General features: G+C 55.0%; 11 protein-coding genes. 8 read left to right on the forward strand and 3 right to left on the reverse strand.

What is annotated here, in order from left to right; translation table 11 throughout:
- Window positions 1-52: 52 nt before the first annotated feature.
- Window positions 53-892: a MurR/RpiR family transcriptional regulator gene (locus CRO19_RS14255; protein WP_097096403.1), complete on the reverse strand. Its 840-nt coding sequence runs from the start codon at window positions 890-892 to the stop codon at window positions 53-55.
- A gap of 215 nt (window positions 893-1107) precedes the next feature.
- Here CRO19_RS14255 and yfhb point away from each other — a divergent pair, with 215 nt between their 5' ends.
- Window positions 1108-1746: a phosphatidylglycerophosphatase C gene (yfhb, locus tag CRO19_RS14260; protein ID WP_097096404.1), complete on the forward strand. Its 639-nt coding sequence runs from the start codon at window positions 1108-1110 to the stop codon at window positions 1744-1746.
- A gap of 64 nt (window positions 1747-1810) precedes the next feature.
- A complete protein-coding gene (tadA, locus tag CRO19_RS14265; protein WP_097096405.1) occupies window positions 1811-2305 on the forward strand; it encodes a tRNA adenosine(34) deaminase TadA in 495 nt (164 codons plus the stop codon).
- Here tadA and mltF read toward each other — a convergent pair.
- A complete protein-coding gene (mltF, locus tag CRO19_RS14270; RefSeq protein WP_097096406.1) occupies window positions 2302-3759 on the reverse strand; it encodes a membrane-bound lytic murein transglycosylase MltF in 1458 nt (485 codons plus the stop codon). The two genes, tadA and mltF, sit on opposite strands and share 4 nt — an antisense overlap.
- 271 nt (window positions 3760-4030) lie before the next feature.
- Here mltF and purL point away from each other — a divergent pair, with 271 nt between their 5' ends.
- The 5 genes from purL (at window position 4031) to glnB (ending at window position 12412) form a co-directional block, all read left to right on the forward strand.
- Window positions 4031-7921: a phosphoribosylformylglycinamidine synthase gene (gene purL / locus CRO19_RS14275; protein ID WP_097096407.1), complete on the forward strand. Its 3891-nt coding sequence runs from the start codon at window positions 4031-4033 to the stop codon at window positions 7919-7921.
- A 643-nt stretch (window positions 7922-8564) separates the two neighbouring features.
- Window positions 8565-9992 carry a sensor histidine kinase gene (locus CRO19_RS14280; RefSeq protein ID WP_097096408.1) on the forward strand — a complete coding sequence of 476 codons (1428 nt, stop codon included), beginning with the start codon at window positions 8565-8567 and terminating at the stop codon, window positions 9990-9992.
- 3 nt (window positions 9993-9995) lie between these two features.
- Complete coding sequence (qseG, locus tag CRO19_RS14285) at window positions 9996-10664, forward strand: two-component system QseEF-associated lipoprotein QseG (RefSeq protein ID WP_097096409.1); 669 nt, start codon at window positions 9996-9998, stop codon at window positions 10662-10664.
- Window positions 10665-10666: 2 nt separating this feature from the next.
- Window positions 10667-11998, forward strand: coding sequence for a two-component system response regulator GlrR (gene glrR, locus CRO19_RS14290; RefSeq protein WP_097096410.1), 1332 nt, complete (start codon window positions 10667-10669; stop codon window positions 11996-11998).
- Window positions 11999-12073: 75 nt separating this feature from the next.
- Complete coding sequence (glnB, locus tag CRO19_RS14295) at window positions 12074-12412, forward strand: nitrogen regulatory protein P-II (protein ID WP_007886217.1); 339 nt, start codon at window positions 12074-12076, stop codon at window positions 12410-12412.
- Between the two features lie 50 nt (window positions 12413-12462).
- On the opposite strand, the gene hmpA is transcribed toward glnB, so the two are convergent.
- Window positions 12463-13647: an NO-inducible flavohemoprotein gene (gene hmpA, locus CRO19_RS14300; protein ID WP_097096411.1), complete on the reverse strand. Its 1185-nt coding sequence runs from the start codon at window positions 13645-13647 to the stop codon at window positions 12463-12465.
- Between the two features lie 339 nt (window positions 13648-13986).
- Between hmpA and glyA the strand changes: the two genes are divergently transcribed.
- Window positions 13987-15240 (forward strand): serine hydroxymethyltransferase, encoded by a 1254-nt coding sequence (gene glyA / locus CRO19_RS14305; RefSeq protein ID WP_097096412.1) that lies wholly within the window; start codon window positions 13987-13989, stop codon window positions 15238-15240.
- Window positions 15241-15314 lie beyond the last annotated feature (74 nt).

Raw genomic sequence — 15314 nt, forward strand, 5'->3', positions numbered from 1 at the left:
AAAAATCCAATAACAGCAGAAAAGGCGCGGGTATTATACGCGGCTCATCTCATCAGACCAGCTTTTTCACCAACGCTTCGCTGTGGCGAATATGGCTGGACGCGCGTTCAGGATCGTTTTGTACTAGCGCCATAAACAGCAGATCGGTCAGCGCCAGTTGTGCGCTGGTGGATGATATCGCCGCGCTACGCGTACTTTGCTCTTCGGCCACGGTATACAGGCAAATGGTTGCACACTGCTGTAACGCATTTGGCGTGAAGCCGGTGAAGGCCAGCACATCGGCGCCTACCTGCGCCGCTTCCTGCGCCGCCAAATTGATTTCACGCCGTTCGCCGGTATAGGAAATTGCCAATAACACATCGCCGGGCGCCATTGCCTGCACGCTGGCCAGCAGCGCATGCATATCCTGTTCAGCCACCGCATTGATGCCGATTTTCATCAGCTTCCACGAGAAATCTTTTGCCACCAAACCGGATGCGCCAATACCAACCAGTAAAATACGATTGGCATTTTTCAACAGCTGCAACGTTTGCATCAGCTTTTCTTCGCTGTTGATATCCAGCGTGGCGCGGATCGCGGAGATCTTCTCGGTGAGCAGTTTCTCACCCACCACTTTAAGCGGATCGTCGCTAAGAATATGATTGTGTACCGTAATCGCATCGCGGTCGGCCATCGATTCGCTCAGCGCCAGCTTCAGCGCCGGAAATCCTTTATAGCCCAGCTTTTGCGCAAATTTCACCACGCTGGACTGGCTAACGCCGGCTTCTTCCGCCAGCTTTTGCGAACTCAGATGCCGTGCCCGATCCGGCTGCGACAGCAAAAAATCCGCCAATCGACGCTCATTTAGCGCCAGTCGAGGATAAAGTTGGCGAATTCGCAGCAATGAACTCATGGTTAGATCCTTAATTCAGCTTTCCAGATAGCGCGGAGCGCTTTGCACTCGTGGTGCTGGCAGGCTTCGGCCAGATAACAACGCGCGGGCAAAGAGAATAAACTATTCAGCTGGCATTGTAGTCATTGGAATTAAAAATAGCAGTTTTCGCCCCGAACGCTGAAGCTGGCTACACTGTAGTGCAGAAACCGCGAAGGATAGAAAAGGAGTGTTGTTTGACAAAAGGTACGCAACGACGCGTGGTGTTCTTCGATCTGGACGGCACGCTGCATCAGCAAGATATGTTTGGCACCTTTATGCGCTACCTGCTGCGACGTCAGCCGATCAATGTGCTGTTGGTGGTGCCGTTGTTACCGGTGATTGGGCTCGGTATGCTGATCAAAGGTCGCGCGGCGCGCTGGCCGATGAGTTTACTGCTATGGGCGATTACTTTTGGCCACAGTGAAACGCGCCTGCGTCAGCGTGAAGCCGAATTTGCTGACTGGTTCCGCGAACGCGTGACCGCCTTTCCGGTGGTGCAACAGCGACTTACCGATTATCTCAGCAGCAATGATGCCGATGTCTGGCTGATTACCGGTTCTCCGCAGTCGCTGGTAGAAAAAGTTTATTTTGATTCAGCGTTCCTGCCGCGCGTGCAACTTATAGCCAGCCAGATGAAACCGGGCCGCGGTGGACGTTTGTTGGCCATGCGTTGCCTGGGGCACGAAAAGGTGGCGCAGCTGGAGGAGAAAATTGGCACGCCTCTTCAGCTGTATAGTGGCTACAGCGACAGCAAGCAGGACAACCCGCTGCTGTTCTTCTGTCAGCATCGCTGGCGCGTTACGCCGCGCGGCGAGCTGCAACAGCTGGAATAACGCTTCGATTCCGGCAGTAGCATCGCTATAATGCGCCGCCTTTGATGCCCGCAGGAGTTGCCCGGTGAACCCACAAACAGATGAATATTGGATGCGTTATGCGCTGGAGTTGGCGCGTCGTGCGTGGGAGCAGGGCGAGGTTCCAGTGGGTGCGGTGCTGGTGCAGGGCGATAACGTGATTGGAGAGGGCTGGAATCGTCCGATTGGTCAGCACGATCCTACCGCGCATGCGGAGATCATGGCGCTGCGTCAGGGCGGCAAAGTGCTGGAAAACTATCGTTTACTGGATACGACGCTGTATGTGACGCTGGAGCCTTGCGTGATGTGCGCCGGTGCGATGGTGCACAGTCGCATCACGCGGTTAGTATTTGGCGCCAAAGATGAGAAAACCGGTGCGGCGGGTTCTTTACTGGACGTTATTGGTCATCCCGGCATGAATCATCAAATCCAGATTGATTGCGGTGTGTTGGCAGACGAGTGTGCCGGGATGCTGAGTGACTTCTTCCGCATGCGTCGCGAGCAAAAGAAAGCGCTGCGACAGGCGCAGCGCAGCGGTTAATTCATCGCAATTTTTGGTTCGACTGCCGGGTAACCGGCGCCTAATTCCGCTTCCAGCGCCGACTGTTGCGCGATGCGCTTCTCTTGCTCCTGCAAATATCCCACCAAACTGATCTGATACTTACGAATATTCTCCACGTAGTTATAAGCTTCGTGGCCGCGTGCGTAACCGTAAGTGGTTTGCGTGTAATAACGTTTCTGGCTCAGCATTGGCAAGCGCAGCTTCACATCTGCCCAGCTATCCGGGTTGCCGCCCTGTTTCGCGGTCAGCTTACGCACGTCCAGCATGTGCGCGTAGCCCATGTTGTAGGCCGCCAGCGCGAACCAAATGCGCTCATCTTCAGGAATCGTTTCCGGCACCTTTTCCATCATGCGCTTGAGATATTCACTGCCGCCGCGAATACTCTGCTCGGGATCGAGCCGATCGTTCACGTCAAGGCTGTCCGCAGTATTGCGCGTCAACATCATCATGCCGCGCACGCCGGTGGGCGAGGTGGCCTGCGGATTCCAGTGCGACTCCTGATAAGAGATCGCCGCTAACAAGCGCCAATCCATGGTGGCGGAATATTTCTCAAACAGCGGTTTGATATCGGGCAGCGTATTATCGATGGCGCGCAGGAAAGTACGCGTATCTACGTAATCGAAAGTGCCGACGTGACCAAGATACTTCTCTTCCAGCCGCGCCATCGCGCCTTCTTCACCCATTTGGCTATAGAAGTCGAGCATGGCCGCATTCAGACTGTCATCATCGTTACGCGGCAGATACCATGTCACCGGCTCTTCATCCGTCACATCAAATGCCACCGCCAGCTGCGGATGAATGCGTTGCAGCAAGCCAATGGTGACCGAATCACCTACGGTATAATCCAGCTTACCGTCGGCGACGGCTTCAAGCAGCGCTTTCTGCCCTTGATCGGTGGAGATCGCCCAGTCGAGATCGGGATAGCTGTCAGCTTTGGCGGAACGTAAAGTTGACAGATATGCCGAACCGGACTGCACAATCAGGCGGCCTTTAAGATCGCCGAGATTTTTTGGGCGAGGCTTATCAATGCGGTACACCAGCTGCTGCGACACCGAATAGTAGCTCGGGCCACTTTGATAGTGCGCAAGGCGTTCGCTGTTATAGATCAAACCGGCGGCAAGCAAATCCGCTTTACCATCATCCAAATCGTCAAACAGATCGCCAAGGTTAGGACGCACCTCAACTTCCAGTTTCACGCCAAGATAATCGGCGAAGCGCTTCGCCAGCTCGTAATCCATTCCGGCTGGTGCATTGTTAATGGTGTAGTAAGTCAGCGGAGAGTTCACCGTGCTGATGCGCAGCACTCCGCGTGATTTGATCTGTGATAGCGCGTCTTTTCCTCCCCCGTACCACGGGATGGAGGGCCACAGTGCTAGCGCAAGCAGCACGGTGATCAGACCGATAAACAGATAGTTTATTTTTAGGCGTTTCAAATAGTTGTCTCGTAATGGCTCACAGGCCTCTGTCTTTTAAAAGGCAGTATTTATGTTGTTTGAACTCCCAGAGCGAGGGGCATTTTGCGCAACAAAAAGAGGCAGGGCAACTTTTATAGCAAGAATTGTGCAAAATTCAGCCAAACGCCAGGTGCCAGAATTTATGCGCAAACGGTTTCGTATCCCGTGCTGTTTCTCTATAATACCGCCCGTTTTCCCCTGTTGCGCCCAATGAAGCGTCGCCCGGCACTTCAAAGACGAGAGATCTTTAATGATGGAAATTCTGCGTGGTTCGCCCGCTCTGTCGGCATTTCGTGTAAACAAACTGCTGACCCGCTTTCAGGACGCTCACCTTCCAGTGAGTGATATTTACGCCGAGTACGTCCATTTTGCCGATGTCAGCGCACCGCTCAGCGCGGATGAACACGCCCGCCTGCAACGCCTGCTGAAATACGGTCCTTCTCTCGCCGAACATGCGCCCCAAGGGCGTCTGTTGCTGGTTACGCCGCGTCCCGGCACCATCTCGCCGTGGTCATCGAAAGCCACCGACATCGCACACAACTGCGATCTGCCCCAGGTGTTACGCCTTGAGCGCGGTATGGCTTTCTATGTGCAGGCCCCCGAGCTGACGGAAGCGCAGTGGCAGCAGCTTGCCAGCCTGCTGCATGACCGCATGATGGAAACCGTATTCGCTGACCTTAGCGATGCGCAGCAGCTGTTTGCCCATCATCAGCCGCAGCCGCTGGAAAGCATCGACGTGCTGGGCGCAGGCCGCCGCGCGCTTGAACAGGCCAATACCACGCTGGGCCTGGCGCTGGCCGATGATGAGATCGATTACCTGCTTGATGCCTTTACTAAGCTGGGGCGTAATCCTAACGACATTGAGCTCTATATGTTTGCGCAGGCAAACTCCGAACACTGCCGTCACAAGATCTTCAACGCCGACTGGATTATTGATGGCGAAAAGCAGCCGAAATCGCTGTTTAAAATGATCAAAAACACCTTTGAACATAACCCTGAGCACGTGCTGTCGGCCTATAAAGACAATGCCGCGGTGATGGAAGGTTCTGAGGTTGGTCGCTTCTACGCGGATGCGCAGCAGGGCGAATATCAATTCCATCAGGAAGAAGCGCACATCCTGATGAAAGTCGAAACCCATAATCATCCAACTGCCATTTCGCCATGGCCGGGTGCCGCGACCGGTTCCGGTGGCGAAATCCGCGATGAAGGCGCAACCGGCCGTGGCGCGAAACCAAAAGCCGGACTGGTCGGTTTTTCGGTTTCGAACCTGCGCATTCCAGGCTTCGAACAGCCGTGGGAAGAGGATTTCGGTAAGCCGGATCGCATTGTCACTGCGCTGGACATCATGACCGAAGGCCCGCTGGGCGGCGCGGCATTCAACAACGAATTTGGTCGTCCTGCCCTGAATGGCTACTTCCGTACTTATGAAGAGCGCGTTAACAGCCACAATGGCGTGGAACTGCGCGGCTACCACAAGCCAATCATGCTGGCGGGCGGCATCGGTAACATCCGTGCCGATCACGTACAGAAGGGCGAGATTGTGGTGGGCGCCAAGCTGATCGTGCTGGGCGGTCCGGCGATGAACATCGGTTTGGGCGGCGGTGCAGCTTCTTCGATGGCTTCAGGCCAGTCAGATGCCGATCTTGACTTTGCTTCGGTACAGCGTGACAACCCGGAAATGGAACGTCGCTGCCAGGAAGTCATTGACCGTTGCTGGCAGCTGGGTGAAGCCAACCCGATTCTGTTTATCCACGACGTCGGCGCGGGCGGTCTCTCGAATGCCATGCCTGAACTGGTCAGCGATGGTAACCGTGGCGGTAACTTCAACCTGCGCGACATCCTCAGTGATGAGCCAGGCATGAGCCCGCTGGAAGTGTGGTGCAACGAGTCGCAGGAACGTTATGTGCTGGCGGTGGCGCCAGAGAAACTGGCGCTGTTCGATGAGCTGTGCCAGCGTGAGCGCGCGCCGTATGCGGTGATTGGTGAAGCCACCGAAGAGCTGCATCTGAACCTCGCTGACAGCCATTTCGACAATAAGCCAATCGACATGCCGCTCGACGTGCTGCTGGGCAAAACGCCGAAGATGACGCGCGATGTTGCCAGCCAGCAAGCCAAAGGCGATGCGCTGCAGCGTGAAGGTATTACGATTGCTGATGCGGTGCATCGTGTGCTGCATTTGCCAACCGTGGCGGAAAAAACCTTCCTGATCACCATCGGCGATCGCAGCGTAACCGGCATGGTCGCGCGCGATCAGATGGTGGGTCCATGGCAGATCCCCGTTGCCAACTGCGCTGTCACCACCGCCAGCCTCGATAGCTATCATGGTGAAGCATTCTCCCTTGGTGAACGTGCACCGGTCGCGCTGCTCGACTTCGCGGCTTCCGGTCGCCTGGCGGTAGGCGAAGCGCTGACCAACATCGCAGCCACCTCAATTGGTTCACTGCAACGCGTCAAGCTGTCTGCGAACTGGATGGCCGCAGCTGGCCACCCGGGAGAAGATGCGGGTTTATATGCCGCAGTGAAAGCGGTTGGCGAAGAGCTGTGTCCGGCGCTGGGTATCACTATCCCAGTAGGCAAAGATTCGATGTCGATGAAAACCCGCTGGCAGCAAGGCACCGAGCAGCGTGAAATGACCTCGCCGTTGTCATTAGTGATCACCGCGTTTGCGCGCGTTGAAGATGTGCGTCGCACCGTCACGCCGCAGCTGCAGGCCGATCAAGACAATCTGCTGCTGCTGGTGGATCTGGGTAACGGCGCTAATACTTTGGGCGCAACCGCGCTGTCGCAGGTTTATCGCCAACTTGGCGACAAGCCAGCCGATGTGCGTAATGCCATTCAGTTGGCTGGCTTCTTCAATGCTATTCAGGCGCTGGTGGCCGAGCAGAAACTGCTGGCCTACCACGATCGTTCCGACGGCGGCCTGCTGGTGACGCTGGCAGAAATGGCCTTCACCGGACACTGCGGTATCGACGTTGATATCGCCGCGTTGGGCAGCGATGCTTTGGCAGCGCTGTTCACCGAAGAGCTGGGCGCAGTACTGCAAATCAACGCAGCGGATCGCGCGGCAGTGGAGCAGGTGTTCGCTGACTACGGCCTGAGCGCTAACGTGCACGTGATGGGTAAAGCGCTGCCGGGCGACCGCTTCGTGATCCGTTCTGGCGACAGTGCGGTGTACAGCGAAAGCCGCACCACGCTGCGTACCTGGTGGGCAGAAACCACCTGGCAGATGCAGCGTCTGCGTGATAACCCAGCCTGCGCCGATCAGGAGCATGAAGCGAAGAAAGATGACAAGGACCCAGGTCTGAACGTGCATCTAACCTTTAAGCCAGAAGAAGACGTTGCGGCACCGATGATCGCCACCGGCGCGCGTCCGCGTGTGGCGGTGCTGCGTGAGCAGGGCGTCAACTCTCACGTGGAGATGGCGGCTGCTTTCCATCGTGCTGGCTTTACTGCGGTTGACGTACACATGAGCGATCTGCTGGCCGGTCGTCGCGGCCTGGAAGAGTTCCAGGCGCTGGTTGCGTGCGGTGGTTTCTCTTACGGTGACGTACTGGGTGCGGGTGAGGGTTGGGCCAAATCCATCCTGTTCAACGGCCGCGTACGTGATGAGTTTGAGAACTTCTTCCATCGCCCACAAACGCTGGCGTTGGGCGTTTGTAACGGCTGCCAGATGATGTCGAACCTGCGTGAACTGATTCCAGGCAGCGAACTGTGGCCACGCTTTGTACGTAACCAGTCCGAGCGCTTTGAAGCGCGTTTCAGCCTGGTCGAAGTGGCGGCGAGCCCATCGCTGCTGCTGGACGGCATGGTAGGATCGCACATGCCCATCGCCGTATCACACGGCGAAGGTTTTGTCGAAGTGCGTGACGGTGCGCATCTGGCACAGCTGGAGAGCAAAGGTCTGGTGGCGCTGCGCTTCGTCGATAACTTTGGCAAAGTGACGGAGCGCTATCCGGCGAACCCGAATGGCTCTCCAAACGGCATCACCGCAGTCACCAACGAAAGCGGTCGTGTGACCATTATGATGCCGCATCCTGAGCGCGTGTTCCGCACCGTGAGCAACTCATGGCACCCGGCAGAGTGGGGCGAAGACAGCCCGTGGATGCGTATCTTCCGCAATGCGCGTAAGCAGTTGGACTAAGCGTTCATCCTGAGTTGTTATGCTGGTGCGCATCAATGCGCACCTTACAAGGCCGCTTAACCGCGGCCTTTATTTTTTTGTAGGGTCGCCATTAATGGCGACCTGGCTAAAAACCGCACAAGTATGCAAACTGTCGGAAAAAGGCGACAATCCCGCCATGCCAGTGTCGTCAAAAGGTGACATTTAACCCATTGATTTATAATGTTGAAAAATGAGGGCTCTTAACGCGTTGCTAATTGGCGACACTTGTATCTGACCAATCGGTCCGCTTTACCGACAATTCTCGCTGCCTTGTTGGCACTCCTCTGATAATCAACACTATTTATTTTCTGGCACGATACTTGCTATACTCACATTGTGGCTCATTCTCCTGTTTATGATTGCCCCGCTTCGGCGGTTGAGCTCATAAAAACTGAATGACGCACCAAACGGAGCCTGTCGTCCACCTCATCGATAATCGCTTGCTTTGCAACGTTATCAAACATCGGACGCAACGTTGAGTTAGGCTCCACCTATTTTGCAAGCGATGCTGCGGCGTCGCTCTCACGGCAGGCCAAAAGGCCTGCCGTTTTCATATCCGGCCTTTCTTCCGTTTTGATACTTCGCTAGCATGCCTGCAGCTCACATTTAAGGAAGCGCGGTTGTGAAGAAATGGCGTTTGTTCCCCCGATCCCTGCGGCAGTTGGTGTTGATGGCCTTTCTGCTGGTACTACTGCCATTGCTGGTGCTGGCATGGCAAGCGTGGGAAAGCCTCTCGGCGCTGAGCAATCAGGCGGCGGATACCAACCGCAATACCTTCACCGACGTTCGTCGTAGCGAGGCAATGGCGCGTACCGCCCTTGAGCTGGAGCGTAGCTATCGCCAATATTGCGTATTGGGTGATGTGTCACTGGCGAAGCTATATCAAACGCAGTGGACGCGCTTCGGCCAGATGCTGAGCAGCCACGCCGCCAGTTTGCCCGATCTTCCCTCTTTTAAAGTGCTGCAAACCACTTTGCCGCAGCTGCAGCAGATGCAATGCGATAACGGGAATCCCGAAGCTCAGGCTGGTAGTGCGCTGGAACGATTTTCCGACGCCAACACACAAATGGTTCAGGCGACGCGTGAAGTGGTGTTTTCGCGCGGCCTCCAGCTGCAGCGTGAAATTGCCGATCGCGGTCAGTTCTTTGGCTGGCAGGCACTGATTCTCTTCCTGATTAGCCTGGTGCTGGTTTTGCTGTTTACCGGCATGATCATTGGCCCAGTAAAACGTGTTGAGCGCATGATTAATCGTCTGGGTGAGGGCAGATCGCTGGGTGATAGCGGCAGTTTTCGTGGCCCGCGCGAGATTCGCTCGCTGGGACAACGCATTGTCTGGTTGAGTGAGCGTCTGAGCTGGCTCGAAGCGCAGCGCCATGAATTTTTGCGCCATCTCTCCCATGAACTGAAAACGCCGCTCGCCAGCCTGCGCGAAGGGACAGAACTCCTGGCCGATCAGGTCGCTGGACCGCTGAATGCCGAGCAGCAGGAAGTGGTGGCGATACTCGATACCAGCAGCCGTCATTTACAGCGGCTGATTGAACAATTGCTGGATTACAACCGCAAGCTGGCCGATGGCCCCCTGACGCTGGAACCGGTTGCGTTAAATGACATCATCGCTGCGGTGCTGAAAGTACATTCACTGCCGGCTAACGCGCGAGCAATGACAACGCACGTAGATTTGCAAGTTCATCACTGCCTGGCGGAAGCCACGCTGCTGCAGCGCGTCATTGATAACCTCTATTCGAACGCCGTGAACTACGGCAGCGAATCCGGTAACATCTGGCTGCAGAGCCAGCAGAAAGGCAACCAGGTGTGGATTGAGGTGGCAAACACCGGCACACCAATTCCGGCTGAAGAGCAGGCGATGATTTTCGAGCCCTTTTATCAGGGCAGCCAACAGCGTAAAGGGCCGGTTAAAGGCAGTGGGCTAGGTTTAAGCATTGCCAAAGATTGCCTGCGCAGGATGCAAGGTGATTTGCAGTTGGTAACGCGCAAGGATGCGGATGTCTGTTTTCGTATAATTTTGACGACCAGCGCCGGGAATGCCTGATTAATGAAATTAACCCTATGCAAATTTGTGAGCTGTGCATTGCTGGCGTTGGGCCTTAGCGCCTGCCAGGCCCCCTCACGCGATCCTGCGCAGCATAATGGCGCCAGCTTGCCTGAGCCGGACGTGCGTCTGCCCGATTATCTGGCGACCGATTGCCAAAACCTGTGGCAAATCGAAACGCCAGCCGCTGTAAGCAACCCGCTTTACTGGCAGCGCGCCATTGATTGTGCAGAGCGCTTATCACCTGCTGAAGCGCGCGCCGAAGCGCGTCGCTGGCCGGTACAGGGATGGGCGCGCGCCTTTAAGCAAGGCATCTTACTGTCGAACGGCAACGTGACGCCGGTTGAGCGCCGCTCTTATGTCGATACCTTAGATAGTTACGGCACCTTTTATCCGGCGTCAGTTCGGCCGTTGCTGCAGCTGTGGCGCAGTAATCAAGCGGCCCAGCTGCAGCTGAGTGAAGCGCGTGGACGTTACGCTGCCCTGCAGCAGAGCAATGATGCTGAAATGGATAACCTGCGTCAGCAGCAAACCAAAATGCGTCAGTCACTGGCGGATACCCAACGCAAACTCGAGCGTTTAACGGATATTGAACGCCAGTTGTCATCGCGCAAAGCCGCAGACAGCAGCGACACATCGCACGGTAGCGATGTGCAAAGTGAGGATCAGTAATCATGAAACAAGCCGCACGCTTACTGCTGGTGGATGACGATCCGGGCTTACTGAAATTGCTCGGTATGCGTCTGAGCAGTGAAGGTTATCAGGTGGCGACGGCGGCCAGTGGTCCGGAAGCGTTGCGTCATCTGCAAAAAGAGAAGGTCGATTTAGTGATAAGCGACCTGCGCATGGATGAGATGGACGGTCTGGCTCTGTTCGGCGAAGTCCAGAAACGTCACGCGGGATTACCGGTCATCATCCTCACCGCCCACGGTTCGATTCCGGAAGCCGTCTCGGCGACCCAGCAAGGCGTGTTTAGCTTTCTGACAAAACCGGTGGACCGTGATGCGCTCTACAAAGCGATTGATGAAGCGCTGGCGCAGCGTGCGCCCATCGGCGATGAGGGATGGCGTGAAGCGATTGTGACGCGTAATCCGCAAATGCTGCGCCTGCTGGAGCAGTCACATATGGTGGCGCAATCCGACGTCAGTATTTTGATCAATGGTCAAAGCGGCACCGGTAAAGAGGTATTGGCGCAGGCGATTCATGCGGCCAGCCCGCGCGCGACAAAACCGTTTATTGCGATTAACTGCGGCGCGCTGCCGGAGCAACTGCTGGAATCTGAGCTGTTTGGCCACGCCAAAGGCGCGTTTACCGGTGCCGTTAGCGCACGCGAAGGCTTGTTCCAGGCTGCGGAAGGCGGCACGCTATTCCTTGATGAAATTGGTGATATGCCGCAGGCGCTACAGGTGAAACTGCTGCGTGTTCTGCAGGAGCGCAAAGTGCGCCCGCTAGGCAGCAACCGCGATTTAACTATTAATGTGCGTATTATTTCGGCGACGCATCGCGACTTGCCGAAAGCGATGGAGAAAAAAAGTTTCCGCGAGGATCTTTACTATCGCCTCAATGTGGTAAATCTCAGAATTCCCGCGCTGCATGAGCGCGCGGAAGATATCCCGCTCTTGGCCAATCATCTGCTGCGTCAGTCCGCCGATCGCCATAAACCCTTTGTGCGCAGTTTCTCTGTCGATGCCATGAAACGGCTGGTGGGCGCGTCGTGGCCGGGTAATGTACGCCAGCTGGTGAATGTGATTGAGCAGTGCGTAGCGCTAAGTACCGCACCGGTGATCGGGGATGCGCTAGTGGAGCAGGCGCTGGCCGGAGAAAATACTGCGTTGCCTACTTTCGTTGAGGCACGCAATCAATTTGAGCTGAACTATCTGCGCAAGCTGCTGCAGATGACCAAAGGAAATGTGACTAACGCCGCGCGTCTGGCTGGACGTAACCGTACTGAATTCTATAAGCTGCTGTCGCGCCATGAATTGGACGCCAGCGAATTTAAAGAGTAGCTTGCTGCGGCAGCGTCAGGAACAATTATACTAACGGTATCCGTCCATCATGGAGGGAGTTAAAAAGGATCTGTCATGAAAAAGATCGATGCAATTATCAAACCATTCAAACTCGATGATGTACGTGAAGCTTTAGCCGAGGTAGGCATCACCGGGATGACCGTCAGTGAAGTGAAAGGTTTTGGGCGTCAGAAGGGCCATACTGAACTGTATCGCGGTGCCGAGTACATGGTCGATTTTCTGCCAAAGGTGAAAATCGAAATGGTGGTGGGTGACGACATCGTCGACACCTGCGTAGAAACCATTATGAAAACCGCGCAAACCGGCAAAATTGGTGATGGCAAAATCTTTGTCTTCGACGTGGCGCGCGTGGTACGTATTCGTACCGGTGAAGAGGACGAAGAGGCAATTTAAGCCCCTCCGCGCATTACCTGAAAAAGCCTGCCTTGCGCAGGCTTTTTGTTTTACAACACTTTGTGTGGGCCAAACACTTCGTAGTGAATGCGATCGGCGTTTACACCCGCATCAATTAACTGACGTGCGACAAACTGCATGAACGACAGCGGGCCGCAGATCCAGAATTGACGATCGGCCTGATTGAGTGCGGAAGAGATACTCGCCAGATCCATCAAGCCTTGCGCATCAAAGCGCCCGGCATCGGTGGCTGCCGGCTGGCGATACCAGATGTATGGCGTGAAGTTTGGCAGACGTGCACCGAGTGCCTGCACTTCTTCAGCAAATGCGTGTTGTGAACCCGCTTCAGCCGCGTGCAGCCAGTTGACTGCGGCAGGGTGTTGTTGCTCGGCAAGATTTGCCAGCATCGCCAGCATGGGCGTTTGACCAACGCCAGCCGAAATCAGCGTAACGGGCGTCGTAGGGTGCGCCTGCAGGAAGAAATCGCCAGCTGGCGCAGCGCACTGCAAAATATCTCCGACCCGCGCGTTATCGTGCAGCCAGCCCGAGACGCTGCCTAAGGCTTCGCGCTTCACGGCAATTCGATAAAATTTGCCGTTAGGCTGATGCGTTAAAGAATACTGGCGGTGCTGGATATTTTCACTGCCCGCTGGATGCAGGCTAATGGCCAGATATTGGCCGGGCAGAAAGGCCGCCACCGGCATGCCATCATTTGGCACCAGCTCAAAGCGTTTGATCACGGAGCTTTCCTGTTTGATGGCGCGAATACGGAAATCACGCGCGCCGCGCCAGCCGCCTATTTTCTCTTCGGATTCACGATAAATGGCTTCTTCTCGCTGAATAAACACATCCGCCAGCACGCCATAAGCTTTACCCCACGCGGTTAACACCTCTTCACCCGGATGCAGCAGCTCATCAATGGTTGCCAACAAATTTTCTCCGACGATGGCGTACTGATCGGGCTGAATATTTAAGCTGGCATGCTTCTGGGCAATTTTTTCTACTGCAGGCAGCAGTACGGCCAGATTTTCCAGATTGCTGCCATAAGCGACGATCGCATTGAACAGCGCTTCCCGTTGATTACCACTGCGTTGATTGTTCATGTTGAACACATTTTTCAATTCGGGATGCTGCGTCAGCAGGCGCTGATAAAAATGGCCGGTAAGCTGGGGGCCGATTTGCGCTATAGCAGGCAAGGTCGATTTGATAATGGCGATAGTTTGGGCATCAAGCATGGTGAAATCCTTAGGGTGAATTTAAACATGTATTTTAAATGCATCTTAAGTTCAATCTAAGCGCCTGTAAATCCCTCGTAATGATTAAGGATTAAGCAAAAAAGGTGCGGGCTGGGCCGCAAACCTGAAATTTTATCGGGATGAGAGTGAGGAAATATCATGATTTACTGGCTGCAAAAAAAGCGTAAAAAACCCGTTCCAATGCCATGCCAATCGATTGCGCAAAAAGAGGGTGTTGGCGCTACCGTCACCTGGCAAAACCGTTTACACTGTTCGCCTTCGCCCCTTTGCCGGGGCCTAAACTGCCGTTAAAAAGTAAGCTGAGTCAGGAGAGTCCGGATGTTAAAGCGTGATATGAACATTGCCGATTATGATGCCGCGTTGTGGCAGGCGATGGAGCAAGAGAAAGTGCGTCAGGAAGAGCACATTGAACTGATTGCTTCTGAAAACTACACCAGCCCACGCGTAATGCAGGCACAAGGTTCACAGCTCACCAACAAATATGCTGAAGGCTACCCGGGCAAGCGCTACTACGGCGGCTGCGAATACGTTGATATCGTTGAGCAGCTGGCAATTGATCGTGCTAAAGCGCTGTTCGGCGCAGATTACGCTAACGTGCAGCCGCACTCGGGTTCTCAGGCTAACTTCGCGGTATATACCGCGCTGCTGCAGCCGGGCGACACCATCCTGGGTATGAACCTGGCGCACGGTGGTCACCTGACGCACGGTTCTCCGGTTAACTTGTCTGGCAAGCTGTATAACGTTATCCCTTACGGCATCGATGAAACCGGCAAAATCAATTACGACGAACTGGCTGAGCTGGCGCAAACCCACAAGCCGAAAATGATCGTAGGCGGATTCTCTGCCTACTCTGGCATTTGCGACTGGGCCAAAATGCGTGAAATCGCTGACAGCGTTGGCGCGTACCTGTTCGTTGACATGGCACACGTTGCGGGTCTGATCGCGGCAGATGTCTATCCAAACCCTGTTCCACATGCACACATCGTCACTTCGACCACCCACAAAACCCTGGCGGGTCCACGTGGCGGCCTGATCCTGGCGAAAAACGGTGACGAAGAGCTGTACAAAAAACTGAACTCCGCGGTGTTCCCGGGCGGTCAGGGTGGTCCTTTGATGCACGTGATTGCTGGTAAAGCGGTGGCGTTCAAAGAAGCGATGGAGCCAGAGTTCAAAACTTATCAGCAGCAGGTTGCTAAGAATGCCAAAGCGATGGTGGAAGTACTGCTTGAGCGCGGCTACAACATCGTTTCGGGTGGCACGCACAACCACTTGTTCCTGATCGATTTGGTAAGCAAAAATCTGACCGGTAAAGAAGCGGATGCTGCTCTGGGCCGCGCCAACATTACCGTAAACAAAAATAGCGTACCAAACGATCCGAAAAGCCCATTCGTGACGTCTGGCGTCCGTATTGGTACTCCAGCCGTTACCCGTCGCGGCTTCAAAGAAGCTGAAGTCCGTGAATTAGCGGGCTGGATCGCCGACGTGTTGGACAACATTAACGACGAAGCAACTATCGAACGCACTAAGCAGAAAGTGTTGGATATCTGCACCCGTCTGCCGGTATACGCGTAAGTTTTACGCTTGCCGATGCGGTATAAAAAGGATGGCGTAAGCCATCCTTTTTTTATTGCCGTGGCCGCGGGGCT

Origin of the sequence: Candidatus Pantoea floridensis (assembly GCF_900215435.1) — a bacterium.
Taxonomy (GTDB): domain Bacteria; phylum Pseudomonadota; class Gammaproteobacteria; order Enterobacterales; family Enterobacteriaceae; genus Pantoea; species Pantoea floridensis.

Coding starts and splice junctions, on each gene's coding strand:
- CRO19_RS14255 (WP_097096403.1), bottom strand. CDS start 892: ATGAGTTCATTGCTGCGAATTCGCCAACTTTATCCTCGACTGGCGCTA.
- purL (WP_097096407.1), top strand. CDS start 4,031: ATGATGGAAATTCTGCGTGGTTCGCCCGCTCTGTCGGCATTTCGTGTA.
- qseG (WP_097096409.1), top strand. CDS start 9,996: ATGAAATTAACCCTATGCAAATTTGTGAGCTGTGCATTGCTGGCGTTG.
- glrR (WP_097096410.1), top strand. CDS start 10,667: ATGAAACAAGCCGCACGCTTACTGCTGGTGGATGACGATCCGGGCTTA.
- glnB (WP_007886217.1), top strand. CDS start 12,074: ATGAAAAAGATCGATGCAATTATCAAACCATTCAAACTCGATGATGTA.
- hmpA (WP_097096411.1), bottom strand. CDS start 13,647: ATGCTTGATGCCCAAACTATCGCCATTATCAAATCGACCTTGCCTGCT.
- glyA (WP_097096412.1), top strand. CDS start 13,987: ATGTTAAAGCGTGATATGAACATTGCCGATTATGATGCCGCGTTGTGG.